Annotated in this window: 27 protein-coding genes; 11 read left to right on the top strand and 16 right to left on the bottom strand. The window is 70.5% G+C overall.

The features are described from left to right. Genes ACYQ77_RS24855 through ACYQ77_RS24815 form a run of 9 tightly spaced genes read right to left on the bottom strand, consistent with a single transcriptional unit; the run spans position 1 to position 6,799 of the window. The gene (locus ACYQ77_RS24855; RefSeq protein ID WP_459715265.1) at positions 1-396 is read right to left on the bottom strand and encodes a metal-sulfur cluster assembly factor; all 396 of its coding nucleotides are present in this window, start codon (positions 394-396) and stop codon (positions 1-3) included. After that, entirely contained in the window at positions 393-665 is a 273-nt protein-coding gene (locus tag ACYQ77_RS24850; RefSeq protein WP_459715263.1) for a hypothetical protein, read from the bottom strand. The genes ACYQ77_RS24855 and ACYQ77_RS24850 overlap by 4 nt, the downstream gene beginning before the upstream one ends. Then, positions 665-1,108, bottom strand: a complete 444-nt coding sequence (gene sufU, locus ACYQ77_RS24845) for a Fe-S cluster assembly sulfur transfer protein SufU (RefSeq protein WP_459715261.1) — start codon at positions 1,106-1,108, stop codon at positions 665-667. The genes ACYQ77_RS24850 and sufU overlap by 1 nt, the downstream gene beginning before the upstream one ends. Continuing rightward, the gene (locus ACYQ77_RS24840; protein WP_459715259.1) at positions 1,105-2,352 is read right to left on the bottom strand and encodes a cysteine desulfurase; all 1,248 of its coding nucleotides are present in this window, start codon (positions 2,350-2,352) and stop codon (positions 1,105-1,107) included. Before ACYQ77_RS24840 ends, sufU begins: the two co-directional genes overlap by 4 nt. Before the next feature lie 28 nt (positions 2,353-2,380). Then, complete coding sequence (sufC, locus tag ACYQ77_RS24835) at positions 2,381-3,154, bottom strand: Fe-S cluster assembly ATPase SufC (protein ID WP_459715257.1); 774 nt, start codon at positions 3,152-3,154, stop codon at positions 2,381-2,383. 29 nt (positions 3,155-3,183) lie between these two features. Then, positions 3,184-3,498, bottom strand: a complete 315-nt coding sequence (locus ACYQ77_RS24830; protein WP_459715255.1) for a non-heme iron oxygenase ferredoxin subunit — start codon at positions 3,496-3,498, stop codon at positions 3,184-3,186. Then, complete coding sequence (gene sufD / locus ACYQ77_RS24825; protein ID WP_459715254.1) at positions 3,495-4,652, bottom strand: Fe-S cluster assembly protein SufD; 1,158 nt, start codon at positions 4,650-4,652, stop codon at positions 3,495-3,497. The genes ACYQ77_RS24830 and sufD overlap by 4 nt, the downstream gene beginning before the upstream one ends. After that, positions 4,653-6,092, bottom strand: coding sequence for a Fe-S cluster assembly protein SufB (gene sufB, locus ACYQ77_RS24820; protein WP_459715251.1), 1,440 nt, complete (start codon positions 6,090-6,092; stop codon positions 4,653-4,655). Continuing rightward, positions 6,089-6,799 (bottom strand): helix-turn-helix transcriptional regulator, encoded by a 711-nt coding sequence (locus ACYQ77_RS24815; protein ID WP_459715248.1) that lies wholly within the window; start codon positions 6,797-6,799, stop codon positions 6,089-6,091. The genes sufB and ACYQ77_RS24815 overlap by 4 nt, the downstream gene beginning before the upstream one ends. 95 nt (positions 6,800-6,894) lie before the next feature. Between ACYQ77_RS24815 and mptB the strand changes: the two genes are divergently transcribed. The 3 genes from mptB (at position 6,895) to ACYQ77_RS24800 (ending at position 10,377) form a co-directional block, all read left to right on the top strand. Next, positions 6,895-8,520, top strand: a complete 1,626-nt coding sequence (mptB, locus tag ACYQ77_RS24810; protein WP_459715246.1) for a polyprenol phosphomannose-dependent alpha 1,6 mannosyltransferase MptB — start codon at positions 6,895-6,897, stop codon at positions 8,518-8,520. A 157-nt stretch (positions 8,521-8,677) separates the two neighbouring features. After that, entirely contained in the window at positions 8,678-9,601 is a 924-nt protein-coding gene (locus tag ACYQ77_RS24805; protein WP_459715244.1) for an ABC transporter ATP-binding protein, read from the top strand. Positions 9,602-9,660: 59 nt separating this feature from the next. Further along, positions 9,661-10,377, top strand: a complete 717-nt coding sequence (locus ACYQ77_RS24800; protein ID WP_459715808.1) for an ABC transporter permease — start codon at positions 9,661-9,663, stop codon at positions 10,375-10,377. Here the strand turns inward: ACYQ77_RS24800 and ACYQ77_RS24795 are convergent. Next, positions 10,374-11,618 (bottom strand): low temperature requirement protein A, encoded by a 1,245-nt coding sequence (locus ACYQ77_RS24795; protein WP_459715242.1) that lies wholly within the window; start codon positions 11,616-11,618, stop codon positions 10,374-10,376. The genes ACYQ77_RS24800 and ACYQ77_RS24795 overlap by 4 nt on opposite strands. Positions 11,619-11,658: 40 nt before the next feature. Beyond that, the gene (locus tag ACYQ77_RS24790) at positions 11,659-12,516 is read right to left on the bottom strand and encodes a TIGR03619 family F420-dependent LLM class oxidoreductase (protein ID WP_459715239.1); all 858 of its coding nucleotides are present in this window, start codon (positions 12,514-12,516) and stop codon (positions 11,659-11,661) included. An 82-nt stretch (positions 12,517-12,598) separates the two neighbouring features. Between ACYQ77_RS24790 and ACYQ77_RS24785 the strand changes: the two genes are divergently transcribed. The 3 genes from ACYQ77_RS24785 to ACYQ77_RS24775 all read left to right on the top strand — a co-directional run bounded on the left by ACYQ77_RS24785 (position 12,599) and on the right by ACYQ77_RS24775 (position 15,617). Then, entirely contained in the window at positions 12,599-13,567 is a 969-nt protein-coding gene (locus ACYQ77_RS24785) for a COX15/CtaA family protein (protein WP_459715238.1), read from the top strand. A gap of 84 nt (positions 13,568-13,651) precedes the next feature. Continuing rightward, positions 13,652-14,593: an acyl-CoA desaturase gene (locus ACYQ77_RS24780; protein ID WP_459715806.1), complete on the top strand. Its 942-nt coding sequence runs from the start codon at positions 13,652-13,654 to the stop codon at positions 14,591-14,593. A gap of 55 nt (positions 14,594-14,648) precedes the next feature. After that, the gene (locus tag ACYQ77_RS24775) at positions 14,649-15,617 is read left to right on the top strand and encodes a quinone oxidoreductase family protein (RefSeq protein ID WP_459715805.1); all 969 of its coding nucleotides are present in this window, start codon (positions 14,649-14,651) and stop codon (positions 15,615-15,617) included. A gap of 153 nt (positions 15,618-15,770) precedes the next feature. Here the strand turns inward: ACYQ77_RS24775 and ACYQ77_RS24770 are convergent, their stop codons facing one another. Further along, a complete protein-coding gene (locus tag ACYQ77_RS24770) occupies positions 15,771-16,154 on the bottom strand; it encodes an FKBP-type peptidyl-prolyl cis-trans isomerase (protein WP_459715236.1) in 384 nt (127 codons plus the stop codon). 332 nt (positions 16,155-16,486) lie between these two features. Between ACYQ77_RS24770 and ACYQ77_RS24765 the strand changes: the two genes are divergently transcribed. From ACYQ77_RS24765 to ACYQ77_RS24755, 3 genes are all read left to right on the top strand, one after another. Beyond that, positions 16,487-17,494 (top strand): hypothetical protein, encoded by a 1,008-nt coding sequence (locus ACYQ77_RS24765; protein ID WP_459715235.1) that lies wholly within the window; start codon positions 16,487-16,489, stop codon positions 17,492-17,494. Between the two features lie 6 nt (positions 17,495-17,500). Further along, positions 17,501-18,139 carry a hypothetical protein gene (locus ACYQ77_RS24760; RefSeq protein WP_459715233.1) on the top strand — a complete coding sequence of 213 codons (639 nt, stop codon included), beginning with the start codon at positions 17,501-17,503 and terminating at the stop codon, positions 18,137-18,139. 137 nt (positions 18,140-18,276) lie between these two features. After that, positions 18,277-18,975: an HD domain-containing protein gene (locus ACYQ77_RS24755; protein WP_459715231.1), complete on the top strand. Its 699-nt coding sequence runs from the start codon at positions 18,277-18,279 to the stop codon at positions 18,973-18,975. On the opposite strand, the gene ACYQ77_RS24750 is transcribed toward ACYQ77_RS24755, so the two are convergent. From ACYQ77_RS24750 to ACYQ77_RS24735, 4 genes are read right to left on the bottom strand one after another with little or no spacing between them, the layout of a single operon-like run. Further along, on the bottom strand, positions 18,972-19,814 hold the full coding sequence (locus ACYQ77_RS24750) for an SRPBCC domain-containing protein (protein WP_459715229.1): 843 nt from the start codon (positions 19,812-19,814) through the stop codon (positions 18,972-18,974). The two genes, ACYQ77_RS24755 and ACYQ77_RS24750, sit on opposite strands and share 4 nt — an antisense overlap. Next, on the bottom strand, positions 19,807-20,121 hold the full coding sequence (locus ACYQ77_RS24745) for an ArsR/SmtB family transcription factor (protein ID WP_459715227.1): 315 nt from the start codon (positions 20,119-20,121) through the stop codon (positions 19,807-19,809). The genes ACYQ77_RS24750 and ACYQ77_RS24745 overlap by 8 nt, the downstream gene beginning before the upstream one ends. A 45-nt stretch (positions 20,122-20,166) precedes the next feature. Beyond that, positions 20,167-21,018 carry an alpha/beta fold hydrolase gene (locus ACYQ77_RS24740; RefSeq protein ID WP_459715225.1) on the bottom strand — a complete coding sequence of 284 codons (852 nt, stop codon included), beginning with the start codon at positions 21,016-21,018 and terminating at the stop codon, positions 20,167-20,169. A gap of 38 nt (positions 21,019-21,056) precedes the next feature. Then, positions 21,057-21,980, bottom strand: a complete 924-nt coding sequence (locus tag ACYQ77_RS24735; protein ID WP_459715803.1) for a heme o synthase — start codon at positions 21,978-21,980, stop codon at positions 21,057-21,059. Positions 21,981-22,197: 217 nt separating this feature from the next. Between ACYQ77_RS24735 and tkt the strand changes: the two genes are divergently transcribed. Together tkt and tal are read left to right on the top strand one after the other, a co-directional pair. Then, positions 22,198-24,303 carry a transketolase gene (tkt, locus tag ACYQ77_RS24730; protein ID WP_459715223.1) on the top strand — a complete coding sequence of 702 codons (2,106 nt, stop codon included), beginning with the start codon at positions 22,198-22,200 and terminating at the stop codon, positions 24,301-24,303. Then, a complete protein-coding gene (tal, locus tag ACYQ77_RS24725; protein ID WP_459715221.1) occupies positions 24,300-25,409 on the top strand; it encodes a transaldolase in 1,110 nt (369 codons plus the stop codon). Before tkt ends, tal begins: the two co-directional genes overlap by 4 nt. Positions 25,410-25,411: the final 2 nt, after the last annotated feature.

Here is a 25,411-nt window from a genome sequence, read left to right as displayed (position 1 = left end):
TCAGATGGTGAACCCGAGCGCCCGCAGCTGCTCGCGGCCGTCGTCGGTGATCTTCTCCGGCCCCCACGGGGGCATCCAGACCCAGTTGATCCGGAAGTCGTCGACGAGACCGCCGCCCGGGCCCGCGGTGAGCGCGGCACGGGTCTGGTCCTCGATCACGTCGGTCAATGGGCACGCCGCGGACGTCAGCGTCATGTCGAGCGTCGCGGTGTTGTCGTCCTCGACGCGGATGTCGTACACCAGGCCGAGGTCCACGACGTTGATGCCCAACTCGGGGTCGACGACGTCGCGCATGGCCTCCTCGACGTCCTCGACCGCGGCCACGTCCGCCTTCGGCGCGGGCGGCTCGGGCAGCGCCTCGACGCCCCGGTCGACCTGCTCTTCTGTGCTGCTCATTGGTTTCCCTCCCCGTGCTGACGCGCGGGCCCGTCCGGCAGTTCGGTCAGGTCGATGCGCACTGGAAACGGCTCGTTCGTCTCGAACACCCGGCTGACCGCGGGTACCTCCCGGTACCCGAACTCACCCGCCAGGTGGTGGGCGGCCAGCGACAACGGCTCGTCGTACCGCTTGACCTTCGTGTCGGTGAGCCGCGAGCCCGGCGAGATGATCTCCACGGCGACGAGGATCTCGTCCGCGGCACGGTCGGAGAACGCCTCAGCGATCATCAGTTCTTTCCTTCGCCGGCCCGGGCGACGGCGTCCTTGAACGCCATCCAGCCAAGCAAAGCACACTTCACGCGCGCCGGGTATTTGGCGACGCCCGCGAACGCGACGCCGTCCTCGAGCACGTCCTCGTCCGGTTCGACCTTGCCGCGGCCCTGCACCATCTCGACGAACGCGTCCATGGTGGACAGCGCCTCCGGCACGGTGCGGCCGGTGACGAGGTCGGTCAGCACCGACGTGGAGGCCTGGCTGATCGAGCAGCCCTGGCCCTCGTAGGAGACGTCGGTGACCTTGTCGTCCGCGACCGCGACCCGCAGCGTCACCTCGTCGCCGCAGGTCGGGTTGACCTGGAACGACTCGGCGTCGTAGGGCTCCCGCAGGCCGCGGCCGTGCGGGTTCTTGTAGTGGTCCAGGATGATCTCCTGGTACATGGACTCGAGGTTCATCCGAAGACCTTCTTCACCGCCGCCAGACCCGTGACCAACGCGTCCGCCTCGGCGGTCGTGTTGTACAGGTAGAACGACGCTCGGGTGGTCGCCGGAATTCCGTACCGCACGACGGCGGGCCGCGCGCAGTGGTGGCCGACGCGCACCGCGACGCCCTGCTCGTCCAGCACCTGGCCCACGTCGTGCGGGTGGATGCCCTCGAGCGTGAACGACACCTCGGCGACCCGGCCCTCCGCGGTCGGCGGGCCGACGATCCGCACGCCCTCGACGGCCGACAGCGCGTCGAGCACGTACGCGGTCAGCTCGTGCTCGTGCGCGGCGATCCGGTCCATGCCGACCGCGGTCAGGTAGTCGACGGCCGCGCCCAGCCCGACCGCCTCGGCGATCGGCGGGGTGCCCGCCTCGAACTTGTGCGGCGGCGCGGCGAAGGTCGACCGCTCCATGGTGACGACCTCGATCATCTCGCCGCCGCCGAGGAACGGCGGCAGCTCCCGCAGGAGCGGCAACCGTCCCCACAGGACACCGATGCCGGTCGGGCCGAGCATCTTGTGGCCGGTGAACGCGACGAAGTCGGCGCCGAGCGCGGTCACGTCGAGCGGCATGTGCGGTGCGGACTGCGACGCGTCCACCAGCACCAGCGCGCCGACCTCCTTGGTGCGCTTGACGACGACGTCGACCGGGTTGATGGTGCCGAGCAGGTTCGACACGTGCACCATCGACACGATCTTCGTGCGCTCGGTGATCACCGAGTCCAGGGTGGACAGGTCGAGGCGGCCGTCGTCGGTGATCGTGAACCACTTGACGGTCGCGCCGGTCCGCTCCGCGAGCATGTGCCACGGCACGATGTTGCTGTGGTGCTCCATCTCGGTGATGACGATCTCGTCGCCGGGACCGAGCCGGCCCGCGTCACCGAAGACCCGCGCGATCAGGTTCATCGCCTCGGACGAGTTCTTCGTGAAGATGACCTCGTCCCGCGACGGCGCGCCGATGAACGCCGCCACCTTGTCGCGGGCGCCCTCGTACAGCGCCGTGGCTTCCTCGGCCAGCGTGTGGATGCCGCGGTGCACGTTGGCGTTGTGCTTCTCGTAGTAGCCGACGATCGCGTCGAGCACCTGGCGCGGCTTCTGCGACGTCGCCGCGTTGTCCAGGTACACGAGCGGCTTGTCGCCGTGCACCAGCCTGGACAGGATCGGGAAGTCCTTGCGGATCGTCTCGACGTCCAGGGATGCGGCTGTGGTGGTCATCCGGGAACCTCGTTCTCAGTACGCGGTGTCAGCCGATCGCGGCCGGCTCCTGCTTGCCGGTGAACCGGACGTAGCCGTGCTCCTCGAGCTGGTCGGCCAGCTCGCGGCCACCCGACTCGACGATCTTGCCGCCGGCGAAGACGTGCACGAAGTCCGGCGTGATGTGGCGCAGGATGCGGGTGTAGTGGGTGATCAGCATGATGCCGACCTCGCCACCGGCCTTGACCCGGTTGATGCCCTCGGAGACCACGCGCAGCGCGTCGACGTCGAGGCCGGAGTCGGTCTCGTCGAGGATCGCGAACTTCGGCGCCAGCAGCGCGAGCTGCAGGATCTCGTGGCGCTTCTTCTCACCACCGGAGAAGCCCTCGTTGACCGACCGCTCCGCGAACGCCGGGTCGATCTCGAGCTCCGCCATGGCCTCCTTGACCTCCTTGACCCAGTGGCGCAGCTTGGGGGCCTCGCCACGGACCGCGGTGGCGGCGGTGCGCAGGAAGTTCGACATGGACACGCCGGGCACCTCGACCGGGTACTGCATGGCGAGGAACAGGCCGGCACGCGCACGCTCGTCGACCGACAGCGACAGCACGTCCTCGCCGTCGAGCAGCACCTCGCCGGAGGTCACCTCGTACTTGGGGTGGCCCGCGATGGCGTAGGACAGGGTGGACTTGCCGGACCCGTTGGGGCCCATGATCGCGTGCGTCTCGCCCGAGTTGATCGTCAGGTTGACCCCGGACAGGATCTCCTTGGCGGCGTCGTCGGCGTTGACCGAGACGTGCAGATCCTTGATCTCCAGCGTGGCCATCTTCTGTGCTTTCTCCTTGGTGTTACAAGTCAGTTGGTGGTGGTGGTGACGTCGACGTACACGTCACCGTCGCGGATCTCGACGGGGAACACGTCCACCGGCTCCGTGGCCGGGAGTGCGGACGGCCGCCCCGTGCGCAGGTCGAAGCAGGAGCCGTGCAGCCAGCACTCGATGCCCTTCTTCGTGACCTCGCCCTCGGAGAGGTTGAGCGTCGCGTGGCTGCACTCGTCCCGCAGCGCGTGCACCTCGTCGCCCTGGCGGACCAGGACGACCGGCTCGTCGTCGACCTCGACGCCGAACGGCTTCCCGTCGTCCAGGTCGGACAGCGCACACGCCCGGGTCATGCCCCTACTGCTTCCAGTTCCGCCTCGATGGCCGCTTCGAGCCGTTCCCGGACCTCCGGCACCTGGATCTTCATCAGCAGCTCGTGGAAGAAGCCGCGGACGACGAGCCTGCGCGCGACGCCCTCGGGGATGCCGCGGGCCTGCAGGTAGAACAGCTGCTCGTCGTCGAACCGGCCGGTGGCGCTGGCGTGGCCGGCGCCGGCGATCTCGCCGGTCTCGATCTCCAGGTTCGGCACCGAGTCGGCGCGCGCGCCCTCGGTGAGCACCAGGTTCCGGTTCAGCTCGAACGTCTCGGTGCCCTCGGCGGCCGCGCGGATCAGCACGTCGCCGATCCAGACGGTCCGCGCGTCGTCGCCCTGCAGCGCGCCCTTGTAGACCACGTTGGACTTGCAGTTGGGCTGCGCGTGGTCGGCGAAGGTCCGCAGCTCGATGTGCTGGCCCGAGTCGGCGAAGTAAAGGCCGTTCAGCTCGGCGTCGCCGCCGGGGCCCGCGTAGGTCACGGTCGGGCTGACGCGCACCAGGTCGCCGCCCAGGGCCACCAGGTGGTGGCGCAGGGTGGCGTCGCGGCCCAGCTTGGCGTGGTGCGCCGAGACCTGCACGGCGTCGTCGGCCCAGTCGTGCACGCTGACGACGGTGAGCCTGGCGCCGTCGCCGACGACGATCTCGACGTTGTCGGCGACCGTGCCGGAACCCTTGTGGTCGAGCACGACCACGGCCTCGGCGAACTGCTCGGCGCGGATCTGCAGGTGGCCGTAGGCGACCTGGCCCTCGCCGGGGCCGGTGACCGTCACCGTCGTGACGCCTGCCCGCGTCTCCTTGGGCACCGTGATGACGGTGGCCTGGGTGAAGGAGCTGTACGCCTGCGCGGCGATCCGGTCGGCGGGCGTGCCGCCCTCGCCGAGCCGGGCGTCGTCGCGGCCGACGGTCTCGACCCGCACGTCGGGACCGCCGACCTCGACACGAAGCTCACCTGAAGCTACCGCAGAGCCGTCGTGGAGGCCACGGAGCCGCTTCATCGGCGTGAAGCGCCAGATCTCCTCGCGCCCGCCGGGCACCTCGAACGCCTCGACGTCGAACGAGGCGAACTGCTCCGCGCGGGACGCGGCGGGAACCACCGCCCCGTGGGAGTGCGGTGTCTGTGTTGCCTGGCTCATTTAGCCGACGGCCCCTTCCATCTGCAGCTCGATGAGCCGGTTCAGTTCCAGTGCGTACTCCATGGGCAGCTCGCGGGCGATCGGCTCGACGAAGCCGCGCACGACCATCGCCATCGCCTCGTCCTCGGTGAGGCCGCGGGACATCAGGTAGAACAGCTGGTCCTCGCTGACCTTCGAGACGGTCGCCTCGTGGCCCATGGACACGTTGTCGTTGCGGATGTCCACGTACGGGTAGGTGTCCGAGCGGCTGATCTGGTCGACCAGCAGCGCGTCGCACTTCACCGTGGACTTCGAGTTGTGGGCCCGCTTGGCCACCTTGACCAGACCGCGGTAGGAGGTCCGGCCGCCGCCGCGCGCCACCGACTTCGACACGATCGTCGAGGAGGTGTGCGGCGCGAGGTGCTCCATCTTGGCGCCCGCGTCCTGGTGCTGGCCCTCGCCCGCGAACGCGATCGAGAGGACCTCGCCCTTGGCGTGCTCGCCCATGAGGAACACCGACGGGTACTTCATGGTGACCTTGGAGCCGATGTTGCCGTCGATCCACTCCATGGTCGCGCCCTCTTCGGCCTTGGCGCGCTTGGTGACCAGGTTGTAGACGTTGTTCGACCAGTTCTGGATGGTCGTGTACCGGCAGCGGCCGCCCTTCTTCACGATGATCTCGACCACGGCCGAGTGCAGCGAGTCGGAGCTGTAGATCGGCGCGGTGCAGCCCTCGACGTAGTGCACGTAGGCGCCCTCGTCGACGATGATCAGCGTCCGCTCGAACTGGCCCATGTTCTCGGTGTTGATCCGGAAGTAGGCCTGCAGCGGGATCTCGACGTGCACGCCCTTCGGCACGTAGATGAACGAGCCGCCGGACCAGACGGCGCCGTTCAGCGCGGAGAACTTGTTGTCACCGTGCGGGATGACCGAGCCGTAGTACTCCTCGAACAGCTCCGGGTGCTCCTTGAGCGCGGTGTCCGTGTCCAGGAAGATCACGCCCTGGCGCTCGAGCTCCTCGTTGATCTTGTGGTAGACCACCTCGGACTCGTACTGGGCGGCGACACCGGCGACCAGGCGGGCCTTCTCGGCCTCCGGGATGCCCAGCTTGTCGTAGGTGTTCTTGATGTCCTCGGGCAGGTCCTCCCAGCTCTGGGCCTGCTTCTCGGTCGAGCGCACGAAGTACTTGATCGAGTCGAAGTCGATGCCCGACAGGTCGGCGCCCCAGTTGGGCATGGGCTTGCGGTCGAAGAGACGCAGAGCCTTGAGCCGGGACTCGAGCATCCACTCCGGCTCGTTCTTCTTGGCCGAGATGTCCCGGACGACGGCCTCGGAGAGGCCGCGCTGGGCGCTCGCGCCGGCGACGTCGGAGTCCGCCCAGCCGAACTGATACTTGCCCAGTGCGGCGATCGTCTCCTCTTGCGTCAACGGCGTGCCGGCGCGCTCCGCGGCGGTGGTCATGAAGGCGTCCCTTCGGTTGTGGTGGGAGCTGTCGCGCCCGCCTCCGGTGGTTCGGCGCCACCGAGCGGTACGTGTGTGGTGCACGCGGCGTCGCCGCGCGCGATGGTGGAGAGCCGCTGCACGTGGGTGCCGAGCAGTTCGGCGAACGCCGCCGTCTCGACCTCGCACAGCTCGGGGAACTCCGCCGCGACGTGCGCGACCGGGCAGTGGTGCTGGCACAGCTGCTCCCCCGCCCCGACGCGCCTGGTCGACGCAGCGTAACCCTCGCTGGTGAGGGCCTCCGCGAGGGCCTTGGCGCGTTCGGCGGGCCCCGGCTCGCCGAGCACCTCGTCGCGGTGCCTGCCGACCATCGCGTTGACCCGGCGCCTGGCGAACTCGCGCACCGCGCCCTCGCCGGACGACTCCGCGACGAAGCGGATGGCCGCGATGGCGAGGTCGTCGTACGCGTGGCCGAACCGGGCGCGCCCGGACTCGGTCAGCAGCCACAGCTTCGCGGGCCGCCCGCGACCGCGCCTGCCGAGCGACGGCGCGTCCCGCATGCACGCCTCGCCGTCGGCCTCCAGGCAGTCCAGGTGCCTGCGGACCGCGGCGGGGCTGAGCCCGAGCGTCTTCGCGACGGCCGCCGCGGTGATCGGTCCCCGTTCCAGCAGCAGCCGCGCCACACCATGCCTGGTGCGGCCCTCGGAGAGCTGCTGCTCGTTTTTCACAACACCAGTGTGTCTTATTTCCCTGAGGTGGGCAAAGCGGCCCCGCCGTGAGGTGATCGGAGTCACGGGACGCCCCGACCGATACGCTTCCGCACGTGGCGGTGGGTGATGTGACGCGGGCAGACCTGGACGGACAGCCGTCCGGACCGGCCGGGTCCTCCACCGCGCCTCTTGACGGCCGCGAGCGCAGGCAGCTCGACGTCATCCGCCGGTTCGGCACGGTCGGCGCGCTGCTGCTGGCGGTGGGCTCGCTGGGCGCGGGCGCCGCGCCGGTGAACAACCCGGTGTGGGGCCTGCCGGTGTTCGGCCTGTTCAGCCGCATGACCACGGTGTCGCTCGCGATCGCGTTCGCCGGCGTGTTCATGATCGTGCTCGCGTGGCTGGGCCTCGGGCGGCTGTCGCTGCCGGGGCGGGCGCGGATGGTGTCGCTGCCGCAGATGGCCCGCACGCTGGTCATGTGGACCGCGCCGCTGGTCATCACCGTCCCGATGTTCTCCAAGGACGTCTACAGCTACCTCGCGCAGAGCGAGATCGCCGCGCGCGGCCTCGACCCGTACACCGTCGGCCCGGCCGACGCGCTCGGCTACGAGGACATCCTCACCAAGAACGTGCCGACCATGTGGCGGGAGACCCCGTCGCCGTACGGGCCGTTGTTCCTGGTCATCGGGCGCGGCATCACCTGGCTGACCGGCGACCACGTGGTCATGGGCGTCGCGTTCCACCGGCTGCTCGCGCTGTTCGGGTTCGCGATGATCGTGTGGGCGCTGCCCCGGCTGGCCCGGCGGTTCGGCATCAACCCGGTGAGCGCGCTGTGGCTGGGCGCCGCGAACCCGCTCGTGCTGTTCCACCTGGTGGTGGGCGTGCACAACGAGGCGCTCGCGATCGGGCTCATGCTGGTCGGCATCGAGCTGGGCCTGCGGCGGATGCCGCCCTGCGGGCCGGGCGGGCCGTACCCGCCGTGGCAGCCGGGCGAGCTGCTCTGGTACGGCGTCGGCGCGGTGGTCATCACGCTGGGCGCGGTCGTGAAGATCCCGGCCGCGCTGGCCCTGGGCTTCCTCGGGGTGATGATCGCGCGGCGGTGGGGCGGCCGCTGGAAACACCTGTTCCTCACCGCGGGCGCGCTGCTGGTGATCTTCCTGGGCGTGGTCGCCCTGACCTCGATCGGCAGCGGCCTCGGCTTCGGCTGGGCGTCCACCCTCAACACCGCCAACACCATCAAGAGCTGGATGGCGCCGATGACGGCGCTCGGCTTCGGCGCCGGCGGGCTCGGCATCGTCCTCGGCCTCGGCAACCACATCGACGCGGCGATCACGGTCAGCCGGATGGTCGGCACGCTGCTCGGTCCCCTGCTCGCCGCGAAGCTGCTGCTGGACAGCTTCCGCTGGCGCCTGCGGCCGATGATCGGGCTCGGCGCCGCGATGGGCGCCGTGCTCGTGCTGGGCGCGACCGTGCAGCCCTGGTACCTGCTGTGGGCGGCGATCCCGCTGGCCTCGGCGGCGGGCAACACCCGGTTCCGCATGGGCGCGACGGCGATCAGCGCCGCGTTCGCGGTGGCCCTGCCGCCGACCGGCAACACCTTCGACGGCCGCACCTACCAGCTGCCCTACGCCTACCTCGCGGCGGCGATCGTCGTGGCGATCGCGCTGTTCGCGGTGCGCGGACACATCCCGACGCGGCCCCGCCGCGAGCGAGCACCCGACATTGTCGGTGGCCGGGTCTGACGTCCCGGCCATGGCTCAGCCGCGGGCGGCACGGTGGGGCGACACCGGACGCGACCGGCACGTCACGCGCGTGCGGGAGCAGTGGCCCTCGGTGCTCGGTCACCCACTGCGAGGGGCATGAAGGGCGGCTATAGGAGAAGGCAATAGCCTTACCGGCGTGAACGAGTCTGCCGTCGAGCTGTCCGGGCTGGTCAAGCGCTTCGGCGCGACGACCGCGGTCGACGGGCTGAGCCTGCGGCTGGCGCGCGGGCAGGTCCTCGCCCTGCTGGGCCCCAACGGCGCGGGCAAGACCACGACGGTGGAGATCTGCGAGGGTTTCCAGCGCCGCGACGCCGGCGACGTCCGCGTGCTCGGGCTCGACCCGGCGACCGACCTCGAGCGGCTGCGGCCACGCATCGGCGTGATGCCGCAGGGCGGTGGCGCCTACCCCGGGGTGCGGGCGGAGGAGATGCTCGCGCTCGTCGCCGCGTGCGCGGCCGACCCGATCGACCCGGCGTGGCTGATCGAGGTGCTCGGGCTGTCCGGGGCGCGCCGCACGCAGTACAAGCGGCTGTCGGGCGGCCAACAGCAGCGGCTCTCGCTCGCGTGCGCGCTGGTCGGCAGGCCGGAGCTGGTGTTCCTCGACGAGCCGACGGCCGGGCTGGACCCGCAGGCGCGGCGGCTGGTGTGGGAGCTGGTGCGCGCGCTGCGTGCCGACGGGGTGAGCGTCCTGCTGACCACGCACGCGATGGAGGAGGCCGAGGAGCTGGCCGACCACGTCGTGATCATCGATCGCGGCCGGGTCGTGGCGGACGGCAGCCCCAGCCAGCTCACCGCCGAGCGGCCGGACGCCGCGCAGCTGCGCTTCCGCGCGCGGGCGGGCCTCGACCTGACCGAGCTGTGCGCGGCGCTGCCCGACGGCTGCCGGCTGGAGGAGCCGACGCCGGGCGCGTACGTGCTGACCGGCCGCGTCGACCCGCAGGTGGTGTCGGCGGTGACGGCGTGGTGCGCGCAGCAGGGTGTGCTTGCGGAGGAGCTGCACGTGGGCAAGCGCAGCCTCGAGGACGTGTTCCTCGACCTGACCGGGAAGGAACTGCGGTGACCACGACCTTCCCGCGGGGCACGTTCACCCCCGCGCCGGGCCGCGGCCGCGCGGGCCGGATGCTGTTCGTGCACGCGCGGACCGAGGCGCTGCTCACGCTGCGCAACAGCGAGCAGGTCCTCCTGACGCTGCTGATCCCCGCCGCGCTGCTCGTCGGCCTCACGGTCCTCGACATCTTCGACCTGCCCGACCCGCGCGTGGACTCGGTCGTGCCGAGGGTGTTCGCGCTCGCGGTCATGTCGTCGGCGTTCACCGGGCAGGCGATCGCGCTCGGGTTCGACCGCCGCTACGGCGTGCTCAAGCGCCTCGCCGCGACGGCACTGCCCCGGTGGCTGCTGGTGGCGGGCCGGGCGGTCGCCGGGCTCGTCGTGGTCGCCGTGCAGATCGTGGTGCTGGGCGTGATCGCCGCCGTCATGGGCTGGTCACCGGATCCCGCCGCGCTGGCGTGGGTGGTGCTGCTGGTGGTCGTCGGCACGTTGTCGTTCGGCGCGCTGGGCGTGCTGCTCGGCGGCGCGCTCAAGGCCGAGGTGGTGCTGGCGCTCGCCAACATCGTGTGGTTCGTGCTGCTGCTCGGCGGCGGCATCGTGGTCCCCCCGGACTCGATGCCCGCCGGCCTCGGCGACGTGGTCATGCTGCTGCCGTCCGGCGCCCTGACCGACGGCATGCACACCGCACTCGTCGAGGGCGCGGCGCCGAGCTGGACCGTGTTCGCGGTGCTGGCGGGCTGGGGCGCGGTCGCGTCCGTGGCCGCGACCCGCACCACGAAGCTCTCCTAGTCCGCGGCCAGGGCCGCCGCCTGGTGGCGGTGGCCGACGGTCTCGTACCCGACGATCACCACCAGCGGCGCGAGCGCGACGACCAGCAGCGACCAGCCCATCGACGCGCCCGCGCCGACGGCCACCACCGCGAGCACCAGCGCCACGATCGCCCCCGCGAACAACAGCGCGTGGAACGGGTCGAAACGGGCCATGAGCAGCGAGTACACACCGAAGAGCCCGGCGGTGAACACCAGCACCGGGACGGCCGTGGACAGCACCGCGTACGTCGAGCTGACGTGCGCCTCGTGCTCGATGACGTACGCGGCCACGTGCAGCCCGGCGCCGGTCGCGGCCAGCGACCCGAACACGAGGAGGTGCAGGTAGCCCCACGGGAACGCGCGTTCGCGGTGACGGGCGAGCACCTCGGCCGACGGCATGATGAAGTACACCCACCACAGGCCGAACGCGAGCGCGGTGCCCGAGAACGCGACCAGGACCGCCTCCACCGACCAGCCCCGCGCCTCGACGACCGCGGAGATGGCGGTGATCGTGCCGAGCACCACCTCGCCCAGCGTGATGATCACCAGCAGGCCGTACCGCTCGGCGATGTGGTGCGCGTGCCACGGCGTCCCGCCGCCCCGCCGTTCCGCGACCACCGGCCCGGCCATCTCGACCACCACCAGCACCAGGTACGGCACCCAGAGCACCGACAGCGGCGGGCTGACGACCAGCAGCACGAGCCAGCCGACCTGGGCCACGCCGACCGCGGTCGCGTAGGCCAGGCAGACGCCGCGGCGGGCGGGGTCATGCCGCGCGGCCCGCAGCCACAGGGCCAGCGTGGCGATCCGCATGACCACGTAGCCGGCCACCACGACCCGGTTGTCCAGGTGGTCGCCTTCGTCGATGGACGCGAACGCGGCGGGCAGCCCGAGCGCGAGGACCAGCACCCCAAGCATCACGACGAGCGTCGCGGCCCGGAAGAAGATGTCGTCGTTGTCGTACGCGGACGCGAGCCACGAGTAGTTGATCCACGCCCAGCAGATGGCGAACATGGCGAACCCGAACCCGGCCAGCGCGGCGCCGGTGTGCCCCTCGGCGAGCAGGTGCGCCATCTGGTTGCCCGCCTGGCTGAACGCGACCACGAACGTCAGGTCGAACAGCAGCTCCAGCGGGGTCGCCGCGCGGTGGGACTGCGCCGGGTCGCGCCCGGACATCCGCGCGAGGCGGTGGCTGCGCGACGGCTGCTCGGTCTCGCTCATCGTGCTCCCTCATGCCCAGGTCAGAACCCTGGGCATGGTGTCACACGGGACGCGGGCCGAAGCGGGACGCGAACGCCGACAGCTGCGCGTGTCGCCCGTCCGGGTCGTCGGCGGTGGGACTCACGACCAGCCGCGTCACGCCCTGTGCCGCGTACGCCTCGACCGACGACTCCGGCACGTCGATCGACGCCCACCGGGTGTACTCCAGCGCGTCCGGGTCCCGCCCCGCCTCGGCGGCCGCCGCCCGCGCCAGGTCGAACTGCCGCGCCCGCTCGCCGGGCGTGAGCGCGCCGCCGGGGAACCAGCCGTCGCCGCGCCCGCCCGCCCGGCGCGCGGCCGCCGCGCTCGACCCGCCGACGTGGATCGGCAGCGGCCCACCGGCGGGCTGCGGGAAGCTGCACAGGTCCTCGAACGGGTAGAACTCGCCCGTGTGGCTCACCCCGTCCGCACCGCCGGACCACAGCAGCCGCAGCACGTCGATCGCCTCGTCGGCGCGCCTGCCGCGGCTCGCGAAGTCCACGCCCACCGCGCGCGCCTCCCCCGGCAGCGCGCCGACCCCCACGGTCAGCAGCCGCAGCCTGCCCTTCGACAGCACGTCGACGGTCGCCAGCCGCTTCGCCAGCGTCACCGGGTGGTGGTATGGCAGCAGCAGCACGGCCGTGCCCAGCAGCAGCCGGGACGTGACCGCGGCGACGAACGCCAGCGTGTCGACCGGGTCGAGGTAGGGCGTCGTGGGCGGGAACTCGAACGCGCCGAGCGCGGCGCCGGGGTGCAGCACGACGTGCTCGGGCAGGTACAGGCCCTCGAACCCGCACTCCTCGGCGTGCCGCGCGAAGTCGGCGAGCCGGCCGGGGTCGAGGCCGTGGACGGCGGGCTGGTAGCTGATCGCGAAACGCACGCCGCCGGACGCTAGACCTTCCCGCCGAGGTCAGGGCAAACCCGCGCGCGGACCCCGCCCGACCACTCCTTACGATCGGGTGGTGCCGCTGGAGACGCTGAAGGCCCGCATCGAACGCCTGCCCAACCCGAGCCGACGGCTGCAGCTCGGCTTCGCCGTCGCCGTCCTCGCCACGCAGGCGCTGATCGCGATGACCGGCGCGGTCGTCCGCGTCACCGGCTCCGGCCTGGGCTGCCCGACGTGGCCGCAGTGCTTCCCCGGCAGCATGGTCCCGGTCTCCCACCCCGAGTACGACACGCTGAACCAGTGGATCGAGTACGGCAACCGCCTGTTCACCGGCGTCGTCGGCATCATCGCGGGCGTCTGCTTCGTGCTCGCGTACCTCAACCGCCCGCGCACCGACCGCCGCTACCTGCGGCTCGCGGCCGCCATGCCGATCGGCGTCGTCGTCCAGGCGGTCATCGGCGGCCTGACGGTGCGGCTCGACCTGGTGTGGTGGAGCGTCGCGGTGCACCTGCTCGCGTCGACGATCATGGTGTGGCTCGCGACGCTGCTCGTGCACGCCGTGCCCCGCGACGGCACGCCCGGCGCCCCGGCGCCCGTCCCCGGCACGCTGTCGACCTGGCTGTACGTCCAGACCGGGTTCCTCGCCGGGCTGCTCGTCACCGGCACCATGGTGACCGGCGCGGGCCCGCACGGCGGCGACCCGGAGACGCCGCGCTTCGGCGTCCCGGTCGAGACCATGGCCCACGTGCACGCGGCGTTCCTGTACGCGTTCCTCGGCTCGCTGGTGCTGCTGGGCATCTGGCTCGCCCGCCAGCACGCGTTCCCGCCGCCGTGGCGGCGCTACCGCGTGCTCGTCGCGGTGGTGCTCGCGCAGGGCACCATCGGGTTCGTCCAGTTCTGGACCGGGGTCCCGGAACTGCTGGTCTGCCTGCACGTTCTCGGCGCGATGTGCGTGATCATCGCCACCGGTTCGCTGTGGTGCGGGGTGCGCGGCCGCGCGTCGGCGGAGCAGGCCGCAGTGGCGGGCGCGACCGAGACCGCCTAACGTGGAGACGGAAACCTACGGGTACGTAACCGTAGGTCCACGTCTCAAGGCCGCGTCCCGGCCAAGTTATGAGGTCCCGACACCATCACAGCGACACTGACACCTACGCGTGAGCCCCAGGCCCCCAAGCCAGTCCTCTCGGGTCGCCGCTCCGGCGCCGAGCACCTGACCGTCAAGGTCTTCCTCATCCTCCCCCTCCTCGCCCTCGTGGCCGCCGTCCCCTTCGCGTGGGGCTGGGGGCTCGGCTGGGTCGACGTCGGCCTCGCCGCGGGGTTCTACCTGGTCAGCTCGCTCGGCGTGACCGTCGGGTACCACCGCTACTTCACCCACGGCTCGTTCAAGGCGAAGAGACCGCTGCGGATCGCGCTCGCGCTGGCGGGCAGCCTCGCGTCGCAGGGCTCGGTCGTCGCGTGGGTCGCCGACCACCGCCGCCACCACGCGTTCTCCGACAAGGAGGGCGACCCGCACTCGCCGTGGCTGTTCGGCACGTCGCCGCTGGCGATCGCCAGGGGTTTCTGGCACGCGCACATGGGCTGGCTGTTCGAGCGGGACAAGACCAACGCGGAGCGGTTCGCGCCGGACCTGTTGTCCGACAAGGACATCCAGCTGGTCGACAAGCTGTTCATCCCGATGACCGTGGTGACGCTCGGGCTGCCCGGTGTGCTCGGCGGTCTGATCACCATGTCCTGGTGGGGTGTCGTGACCGGCATCTTCTGGGCGGGCTTCGTGCGTGTCGCGTTCCTGCACCACATCACGTGGTCGGTCAACTCGATCTGCCACATGATCGGCTCGCGGCCGTTCGTGAGCCGCGACAAGGCGGCGAACTTCTGGCCGCTCGCGATCCTGTCCATGGGCGAGTCGTGGCACAACTCCCACCACGCCGACCCGACGGGCGCCCGCCACGGCGTGATGCGCGGGCAGCTCGACATCTCCGCACGCGTGATCTGGATCTTCGAGAAGCTCGGCTGGGCGTGGGCCGTACGCTGGCCGCGACCGGAACGGCTCGCCGCGAAGCTCGCTGCGTAGGCGGTCCGGCCGCAGAGCGGATCCCGTGATCGTGGAGGACATCGTGGCCGAGCCCATCGACGCCATTCTCGTGCACGCCACCGGCGGCCCGGAGGTGCTGGCGCCGTCGAAGATCGACGCGCCGGCGCCCGGCGCGGGTGACCTGCTGGTGTCGGTGGGCGCGGCCGGGGTGAACTACATCGACACCTACCACCGGCGCGGCCTCTACCCGCGCGACCTGCCGTTCGTGCCGGGCGCCGAGGGCGCGGGCACGGTGGTGGCGGTCGGTGCCGACGTCACCGGGTACCGCGTCGGTGACCACGTGGCGTGGGCCGACGCGCCCGGTTCGTACGCGGCGCAGGCGGTCGTGCCGGCGGCGAAGGCGTTCGCGGTGCCGGAGGGCGTCGAGGACGACGTCGCCGCGGCGGCCATGCTGCAGGGGCTGACCGCGCACTACCTGGTGACGTCGACGTACGCCGTGAAGCCGGGCGACACCGTGCTGGTGCACGCCGCCGCCGGTGGCATGGGGTTGCTGCTGACGCAGCTCGTGAAGGCCCGCGGCGGGAAGGTCATCGGGACCGTGTCCACGCCGGAGAAGGAGGCGCTCGCTCGCGAGGCAGGCGCCGACGAGGTGATCCGGTACACGGAGACGGATTTCGTCGCCGCCGTGCGGGAGCTCACCGGTGGGCTCGGGGTCGCTGTCGTGTACGACGGCGTCGGGAAGACGACGTTCGACGGCAGCCTCGCCTGTCTTGCCCGGCGTGGGGTGCTGGCGTTGTACGGGGCGTCCAGCGGGCCCGTGCCGCCGGTCGATCCGCAGCGGTTGAACGCTGCCGGGTCGGTGTTCCTCACGCGGCCCACCTTGGCGCACCACATCGCCACGCCTGAGGAGTTCCGGTGGCGTTGTGACGAGTTGTTCCAGGCCATCGGGGCCGGGCGGGTGTCGGTGCGGATCGGGGGGCGTTATCCCCTCGCCGACGCCGCTCGGGCGCACGCCGACCTCGAGGCTCGGCGGACAACCGGGAAGTTGCTGCTGATCCCCTGAGGCCGTGTTGCCCGGTCTGTCTTTCTGGTTGTCCCTGTAGTGGGTTTCCCTCCGGGGGGCCTCGCCGGACGGGCAAGTCTCCGGGATGGCAGGCAGGCAGTTGTGTGGTGAGCTGCGCTCCGCTTCTGCGGCAACCCCGCTTCGCGGGCCGGGTCAGTTCGGGGTGACCGTCAGTGCGTCCACCACGTAGATGAGGGTCTCGTCGCTGTCCGCTTCGCTGCCGTCCTGGGCCGGGGGGACCACGAGCAGTCTGCGGCCGCCCTCGCGGATGCCGGGCAGGCCCTCGTCCCAGCCGCGGACCAGTTTGGTGTGGCCCAGGTTCTTCACCGGGTACGGCAGGCTCTCCCCCGCGTACCAGGTGCTGTCCAGCACCGTCCCCGAGGACCACAGCACCAGGACGTAGCTGACCTCCAGGCTGGTGCCGCGCACCGCCTGGGGTCCATCACCGCGCACGAGGTCCTGGGCCAGGAGGGTGGTGGGCGGGGCACAGCCGTCGGGGACCGTGACTTGGGGTGCTTCGTCCAGTTCTCCGGTCACGTGGATGTCTGTTGTGTCACATTCACCGTCGACGGTGCTACTCGACGGGGGCTGCGCCGAGGCCGGCAACACGTCCGGGCCACTGCGGCTGACACAGGCGGTGAGCAACGCCAAGACCAGCGCCACCACCGCGAACCTGCCGACCATACGCATGATGCGGTCAGCCTAGATGGCCGTTTTCCTGGGGATCCAGCGCGTAACAGATCGGGTGTGGTCACCCGTTCTTCCTATTCCTCCCTTGCGCGTGTAGAGGTACAGTAACTCCTCGCACTCGATCAGACACAGAACGCATTCCCTCGATCGGGTGTGCCTTCAGGGAGGTGAGAACACCAATGCCCGCGGAAGCCGACAAGGGCTCCCGCGCGAAGAACCCCATCCAAGAGATCTTCTGGACCAGAACCGGCCTCCTCCTCCTGATACTGGTCGTGGTCTCCGGACTGACCATGCTCCTGTCGGCGAACCTGGACCCCGGCGTCGGCAAGAACCTGGTCACCTCGGTGGCCACCGGCACACTGGTCTCGGCCATCGTCGGCTTCGGCCAGACCCTCATCACCGCGACCGCCACCCAGCGGGCGATGCTCACGCCGCTGATCGAGGAATCTCGACAAGCGCTGCGTGACCTCTCCGCCGAGTACCGGTCGATGAACCGTGAGTTCTTCCCCACCCACGTCTTCGAACCGACCGCGGATCCAAACCCCGCGCTCAACCGGCTGATGATGCAGGACCTGCAGAACACGAGGCAGTACCTGTTCCGAGGTTTCTCCGGTCGGCACGCGGCCGCAAGGCTGCTGTTGTCCAAGGCCGAGTGGGAACTTCGCGCGGTGGTCGCGGACCCCGACAACCTCTCGGGGATCAGCGGCCGCGCCCGTTACCTGATCCGCCACTCGGCGGCCGACGTGGACGTCGACACGATCCAGGCCCGGCTGCACCAGGAGATCAGGATGGGCCTGGTCGGGCTGTACCTCGCCCGCAGCAGGTGCACGCGGATGGAGGTCACCGTGATCTCCGACCCGCCGCTGGACCGGCTGGAGATCTTCGACGACAGCGTGTGGGTGACGCTCTACAGCGACGCGCACGCGCCCGCCGAATATCCCCGCACGCTGCGGTTCGAGGACGGCTCGTTCATCTACACCATGGAACGCGCGGAGTTCAGCCGCATCAGCGCGTCCCACCACGCACACCACTTCGTGATCACACCGGAAATGACGCGGCAGGAGTTCATCTCGCGGTTCGAGAAGATCACCAATTCGACCTTGAGCGAGGAGCAGTTCCTCGAGCTCAACGCGGAGTTCTACAACTTCCTCCGCGATTTCGCCGCCACAGCTGAGTTGGGGAGCTGATGTCCCGTGGCCACCAAGGGCTCCGCACTCGTGGAGCTGGCCGAGCAGTTACGGAGCGCCGGCTTCGACCTCCAGTCCCACTGGGCACAGGTGGACCGGTGGTTCGAATCCTGGGCGGACCGGCCGAACCTGCGCACCGACCTCCGCGCGCACCTGCTCGAACTGCCCACCGAACAGGCGAAAGCGGTCATCGCACGATCAAGGGAGACGACGACGCACTTCGCGTGGTGCCTGCGTGACCGGCCGGGTGAGCCGTTCACCTTCTGGCTGCACGAGTACAAGGAGCAGCGCGACTGGCGCGCGGGCTACGCGGACTCGGTGCACAACCACCGGTACCACTTCTGCACGACCATCCTGAAAGGCGCGTACCTGCACGAACGTTACGCCGCGGCGATCAAGCCGGACAACGGCCTGATCGCCGCCACCACGAAACTCTCCGCCACCGAATGCGAGGAGGGCGCCGCGGGCTGCCTGCTCGCGTCGGACTTCCACCGCATTCCGCGGGCGATGAACGGGACGATGACCTTTCTGGTGAAATCCAGACAGGTCACGCCGTGGAGCCTGTCCTACGACCCCGTGACCCAGGAAAGCCACCGCCACGTCCCCGTGGAATCCCGCTTGTCGCACCTCGCGGCGCGACTGTGACACGCGACTGAAAGGAGCCGGAAGGGGCCGAACGACCGCAGACAAACTCCGTTCCCGGCGTTTACCATCTACCCCCACGAGCCAGCCTTCCGCGCCGACCGCACCGGCGCGGGCGACGGCGTGGTTCGGAGGGGTCGATGTCTGTCGAGGAAAACACGCCTGCTGGCGAAATAGTGCCGGTGATCGCACCGGATGTGGTCGACGCCGTCGAGGCGGACGTCCACCGGATCTGCACACGCTATGCCGCGCGCCTGCAGTTCCACGGCTGGCACCACGTGTCGTTCGTCCGCACCAAGGCGGCGCGGTTCGCGGTGCTCAACGGCGCCGAGGTCAGCGTGGTGGAGACGGCCGCCCTCGTGCACGACGTCAACTACCTGGTCCGCAGGAACTCCTCCGCCGCGGCCGGTGGCCGGCTGCGCCGCGCCATCCTCAAGCGGGCGGGCGTCGTCCCGCACGTCGCCGCCTGGATCGACCGGATCGTGGTCGAGGCGGAGATGGCCACCCGGGGCCGCGACATCTCGCTCGAGGCCCAGGCGCTCTCGGACGCCGACACGCTGTTCAAGGCGCTGCCGGTGACGCCGGTGGTGCTGGCGCACCGCTACCTCGAGGAGAACGGCATCGGGCTGCGCGAGCTAGCGAACAAGATCTGCGGCGAGCAGCAGAGCGTGCACGACGAGGGCTTCTACTTCTACAACCCGGAAGCCGCCGAGATGTACACCCGCTGGGCGTCGGCGAACCTCCAGCTGTGGCAGTGCATCCGCGAGTCGCTCGACGACGCGGACGTCTCCCAGCTGCTGGAGGCCGTCAACCGCATGAGCTCCGCCGCCGCGTCCTAGTCGTCCGCTGGGCGTTCCTGCAGCACCCAGCGGTTGCCCTCCGGGTCGTTGAAGCTCACGAACGAGTTCCACCGGTCGCCTGGCCCGTCGACCTGCTTGCCGTCCTCGAAGTGGTACACCGGGGTGGCGTCGACGCCGCGGCCGACCAGTTCGTCGCGGGCCTTCCGCACGTCCTCGACGACGATCTGGACACCGGTCAGCGTGCCCGGTGCCATGTCGCTGATGCCGTTGCCGAAGCCGAGCGAGCAGCCGGACCCCGGCGGCGTGACCTGCACGAAGCGGAAGTCGCCCGCCTCGTGGTCGACGTCGACGGGGAAGGCGAGCTTGTTCGCGTAGAAGTCCTTGGCCCGGTCCACGTCGGTGACGGGCACGGGGATCATCTCGATCTTCCAGTCCACGGTGGGCTCCAGTGTTCTGGCGAGGCGGTCGAAGCCTTCGCCGGCGCCACGTGCCATGCCCGACTCGGCGACGGCGTCGCGGATCTCGGGGGCCGGGAACGTGGCGGTGTGGATGAGGTGGGTGTCGCCGGTCAGCTCGATGGTGATCACCGACTCGTGGTCGGCGCGGGCGTGGCAGTCCGGGTTGCGTTCGGTCATGACGAGCCGGTGCGGCGGGTCGATCTCGAGGTACGTGCCGCCCAGCGCCATCTCCTCGCCCGCCGGGCCGCGCAGCACGTAGTGCCATGCGCCGCCGGGCCGCAGGTCGACCTCGCAGACGACGAGCCGCCAGCCGTGCGGGCCGAACCAGCGCCTCAGCAGGTCCGGGTCCGTGTGGGCGTCGAACACCCGCTGCCTCGGCGCGGTGAACGTCCTGGTGATGACGATGTCGCGGTCACCCATCGGAGAGCACCTCGTCGAGCCGGTCGTAGCTCTCCTCCCAGAAGCGCCGGTAGCCGCCGAGCCACTCGGTCGCGGCCCGCATGGGCGCCGCGACCAGCCGGCAGGGCCTGCGCTGCGCGTCCCGGCCGCGTTCGACCAGGCCGGCGCGTTCCAGGACCTTCAGGTGCTTGGAGATGGCCGGCTGGGTCATGGCGAAGGGTTCGGCCAGCTCCTTGACCGACGCCTCGCCCCTGGCCAGGCGCGCGAGGATGGCCCGCCGCGTGGGGTCGGCCAGCGCGGCGAAGGTCGCGTCGAGCGTGGCCGTCACCGTCCATCACCTTCCGGTTTCATAACCAGAAGGTTATCCGCACTGTCAAGCGCGCAGGAAGTCCCCGATCGCGGCCGCCAGCTCCTCGGGGGCCTCCTCGGCGACGTGGTGGCCGGACTCGATCGGGCCGCCACGCACGTCGGTCGCCCACGCGTCCCACACGGCGAGGAGGTCGCCGTACAGCTCCTCCATGTCGTCCTTGCTGCTCCACAGCACCTGGACCGGGCAGGCGACCCGCCGGCCGGCCTCCCGGTCGGCGTCGTCGGCGGCCCGGTCGGCGTCCAGGCCCGCGCGGTAGTCCTCGACCATCGCGTGCACGGTCGCCGGGTCGTGGATCGCGCGGTGGAAGTCGGCGAAGTTCTCCTCCCCCATGCCCTCCGGGGTGTTGCGGACCCCGACGCCGTACCAGGCGTCCGGGTCGGCGGTGATCACCCGCTCGGGGATCTCGGGCTGGGCGAAGAAGAACCAGTGGTACCACTTCCGGGCGAACGTGGCGTCACAGCGCGCGAGCGCCTCCCCGATCGGCACCGAGTCGACGACGGTCAGCTTCGCGACCCGGTCCGGGTGGTCCATGGCGAGCCGGAAGGCGACGTAGCTGCCGCGGTCGTGCCCCACGACGGCGAACCGGTCGTGGCCCAGCTCGGTCATGAGCCCGGCGACGTCCGCGGCCATCGCCCGTTTCGAGTAGGGCGGCACGGGTGTCGACTCGCCGTACCCGCGCAGGTCAGGGCACACGACCGTGTGGTGCTCGGCCAGCAGGGGCGCGACTCGGTGCCACGTCGTGTGCGTGCGGGGATGGCCGTGGAGGAGGACGACCGGCGGGCCGGAGCCGCCGTGCCGGACGCGCAGGGTGACGTCGCCGACCGTGACCCGGTCCAGGGTGAAGGTGTCGAACACGAGCACGGAATGGCCCGCGCCCGCGGGCCGCAAACCCGTCAGAACGGGAGGCCGAGCACCGGGAGGCTCAGGGCCGAGTCCACGGCCAGCGCCACGAACACCAGCGTCAGGTAGGTGTTCGACATGTGGAAGAGCTTCATCGGCTTGCCGGGCTCGCCGCGCTTGATCGACGCGTACAGCCGGTGCGCGACCACCAGGAACCAGCCGCCCGTGAGCACCGCGAACGCGGTGTACACCCAGCCGGTGGCGGGGACCAGCAGCAGCGTCCACACGACCATCACCCACGAGTAGGTGACGATCTGCCGCGCCACCCGGTCGGGGGTCGTCACGACGGGGAGCATGGGCACACCCGCGCGGGCGTAGTCGTCCTTGAACTTCATCGCCAGCGCCCAGAAGTGGGGCGGGGTCCAGAAGAAGATCACGCCGAACATGACCAGCGCGGGCCACTCGATCGAGCCCGTGACCGCCGACCAGCCGATGACGACCGGCATGCAGCCCGCGGCACCGCCCCACACGATGTTCTGCGCGGTCCGGCGCTTGAGAACCATCGTGTAGATCAGCACGTAGAACAGGATGGCGGCGACGGCCAACAGCGCCGCCAGGAGGTTGGTCGTGGGCCAGAGCCACGCGAACGACAGCACACCGAGCGTGACGCCGAACACGAGCGCGTTCCGCGTGGGCACCTGGTGCTTCGGGAGCGGCCGCGCCGACGTGCGCTTCATCACCGCGTCGATGTCGGCGTCGGCGACGCAGTTCAGCGCGTTGGCGGCGCCCGCGGCCATCGTGCCGCCGAAGAGGGTGGCGAACACCAGCCACGGCGACGGGATGCCCCGCTCGGCCAGCATCATGGCCGGCACGGTCGTGACCAGCAGGAGCTCGATGATCCTCGGCTTGGTCAGCGCGACGTACGCACGCACGACGTCCCTGCGGGTGCGGCGCGGGGCTTCGGTCGTCGCCCCCAGCGCTGCGCTCACTGGCGGCTCCTGACTGGTGTAAGTGGCGGCTGTCCGGGTAACGGCCTGAATGGTAGCCGCGTGACCGTGGACGGCCGCCGTCGGGTGGTTTCGTTAGGCTGAGAAACGCAGCGGGGAATTGAGCGGGGAACCCGAGGATGACCAGCGCGGTCGTGCACCGAGCATGATCGGCAACACGATTAGGTGGGAGCTTGAGTCCGTGTCCATGAGCGCCGACGAACTGGCCCGTTTGACCACACAGAACCTGCCCGCCGACTGGACGGACCTCGACAAACGGGCCGTGGACACCATCCGGGTCCTCGCCGCGGACGCCGTCCAGCACGTCGGCAACGGTCACCCCGGCACCGCGATGAGCCTCGCGCCCGTCGCGTACGCCCTCTACCAGCGGGTGATGCGCCACGACCCGAGCGACCCGGACTGGATCGGCCGTGACCGGTTCGTCCTGTCCGCCGGTCACTCCAGCCTCACCCTGTACCTGCAGCTGTTCCTCTCCGGCTACGGCCTGGAGATCGAGGACATCGCCGCGCTGCGCACCTGGGGCTCCAAGACCCCCGGCCACCCCGAGCACGGGCACACCGCCGGGGTGGAGATCACCACCGGCCCGCTCGGCCAGGGCCTCGCCTCCGCCGTCGGCATGGCGATGGCCGCCCGCCGCGAGCGTGGCCTGTTCGACCCGGACGCCGCGCCCGGTGAGAGCGTGTTCGACCACCACATCTACGTGATCGCCTCCGACGGTGACATCGAGGAGGGCGTCACCTCCGAGGCGTCGTCCCTCGCGGGCCGCCAGGAGCTGGGCAACCTCACCGTCATCTACGACGACAACAAGATCTCCATCGAGGACGACACGAACATCGCGCTGTCCGAGGACACCGCGAAACGCTACGAGGCCTACGGCTGGCACGTCCAGGTCGTCGAGGGCGGCGAGGACGTCGTGGCGATCCTCGACGCGATCGAGGCCGCGAAGGCGGAGACCACCCGGCCGTCGTTCATCCTGCTGCGGACCGTGATCGGCTACCCGGCGCCGAACAAGATGAACACCGGCAAGGCGCACGGCGCGGCGCTGGGCGCCGACGAGGTCGCCGAGGTCAAGAAGATCCTCGGCTTCGACCCGGAGCAGAACTTCGTCGTCGAGCCGGAGGTGCTCAAGCACGCCCGGCTCGTCGCCGACCGCGGCAAGCAGGCCCACGAGGAGTGGCAGAAGCGGTTCGACGAGTGGGCGCGGGCCAACCCGGAGCGCAAGGCGCTGCTGGACCGCGCGAGCGCCTACCGCCTGCCGGACGGCTGGGCCGACGCGCTGCCGTCGTGGGACCCGGACCCGAAGGGTGTCGCGACCCGCAAGGCGTCCGGTGAGGTGCTCAACGCGCTCGCCGACGTGCTGCCCGAGTTGTGGGGCGGCTCCGCGGACCTCGCGGAGAGCAACAACACCACCATGAAGGGCGCCGACTCGTTCGGCCCCGAGTCGGCGAAGACGAAGGAGTGGAACGCCCACCCGTACGGGCGCACGCTGCACTTCGGTGTCCGCGAGCACGCGATGGGCTCGATCCTCAACGGCATCGTGCTGCACGGCCCGACCCGGCCCTACGGCGCGACGTTCCTCGTGTTCTCCGACTACATGCGCCCGCCGGTCCGGCTCGCCGCGCTGCAGAAGCTGCCGGTGACCTACGTGTGGACGCACGACTCGATCGGCCTCGGCGAGGACGGCCCGACCCACCAGCCGGTCGAGCACCTCGCCGCGCTGCGCGCCATCCCTGGCCTGGTCGTCATGCGCCCGGGTGACGCGAACGAGACCGCCGCCACCTGGAAGGCGGTGCTGGAGCAGCACGACGCGCCGGTCGGCATCGCGCTGACGCGGCAGAACCTGCCGGTGCTCGAGGGCACCAGGGAGAAGGCGGCGGAGGGCGTCGCCAAGGGCGCGTACGTGCTCGAGGACAGCTCGGCGGGCGTGCCCCAGGTGGTGATCATCGCCACCGGCTCCGAGCTGCAGATCGCGGTCGAGGCCAGGAAGGTTCTGGAGGCCGAGGGCGTTGCCACGAGAGTGGTGAGCATGCCGTCGCAGGAGCTGTTCGAGGCCCAGGACCGGTCCTACCGCGACCACGTGATCCCACCGATCGTGAAGGCGCGGGTCGCCGTGGAGGCGGGCATCGCCCAGCCGTGGTACCGCTACGTCGGTGACGCGGGGGAGATCGTCTCCATCGAGCACTTCGGCGCGTCCGCCGACTACCAGACCCTGTTCAAGGAGTTCGGTTTCACGACGGACGCCGTCGTCTCCGCGGCCCGGCGCTCACTTGAGAAGACTGAGAGGCTCGCATGACCGACAAGCTTGCCCAGCTGTCCGAGCTGGGCGTGTCCATCTGGCTCGACGACGTGTCCCGCAAGCGCCTGACCTCGGGCAACCTCGCGGAACTGGTGCGTGACAAGCACGTCGTCGGCGTGACCAGCAACCCGACGATCTTCGCGAAGGCGCTGTCCAACGCGTCCGACTACGACGACCAGGTGCGTGAGCTGGCCGCCCGCGGCGCGTCGCTGGACGCGGCCGTCAAGGAGATCACCACCACCGACATCCGCAATGCCTGCGACCTGTTCCGGGACCTCTACACGAGCACCGGCGGCGTCGACGGCCGCGTGTCGATCGAGGTCGACCCGCGCCTCGCGCACGAGACGGACAAGACCGTCGCCGAGGCGCTGGACCTGTGGAAGACGGTCGACCGGCCGAACCTGCTCGTGAAGATCCCCGCCACCGAGGCAGGCATCCCGGCGATCACCCGCACGCTCGCGGAGGGCGTCAGCGTCAACGTCACGCTGATCTTCTCCGTCGAGCGGTACAAGGCGGTGATGGCGGCCTACCTGTCCGGTCTGGAGCAGGCGAAGGCGAACGGGCACGACATCCGCCAGATTCACTCGGTCGCGTCGTTCTTCGTGTCCCGCGTGGACACCGAGGTGGACAAGCGGCTCGACGCGATCGGCACGGACGAGGCGAAGGCCCTGCGCGGCAAGGCCGCCGTCGCCAACGCGCGCCTCGCGTACGCGGCGTTCCAGGAGGTGTTCTCCGGTCCGCGCTGGGAGGAGCTGAAGGCCGCGGGCGCCCACGCGCAGCGTCCACTGTGGGCGTCGACCGGCGTGAAGAACCCGGACTACTCCCCCACGCTGTACGTCGACGAGCTGGTCGTCGCCGACACGGTGAACACGATGCCGGAGAACACGCTGGACGCGGTTGCCGAGCACAGCGACCTCCGCGGCGATACGGTGACCGGCACCGCGGGCGAGGCGCAGCAGGTGTTCGACGACCTCGTCGCGGTCGGCATCGACATCGACGACGTGTTCATCACCTTGGAGAACGAAGGCGTGGAGAAGTTCGAGAAGTCCTGGGAAGAGCTGCTCGATTCGGTCACAGAACAGCTCGCCGCGGCGGGGAGCTGAGC

This window comes from Actinophytocola sp. KF-1 (assembly GCF_054661535.1).
The sequence above is the reverse complement of the archived record's forward strand: the minus strand, read 5'-3'. Positions and strand labels throughout refer to the sequence as shown.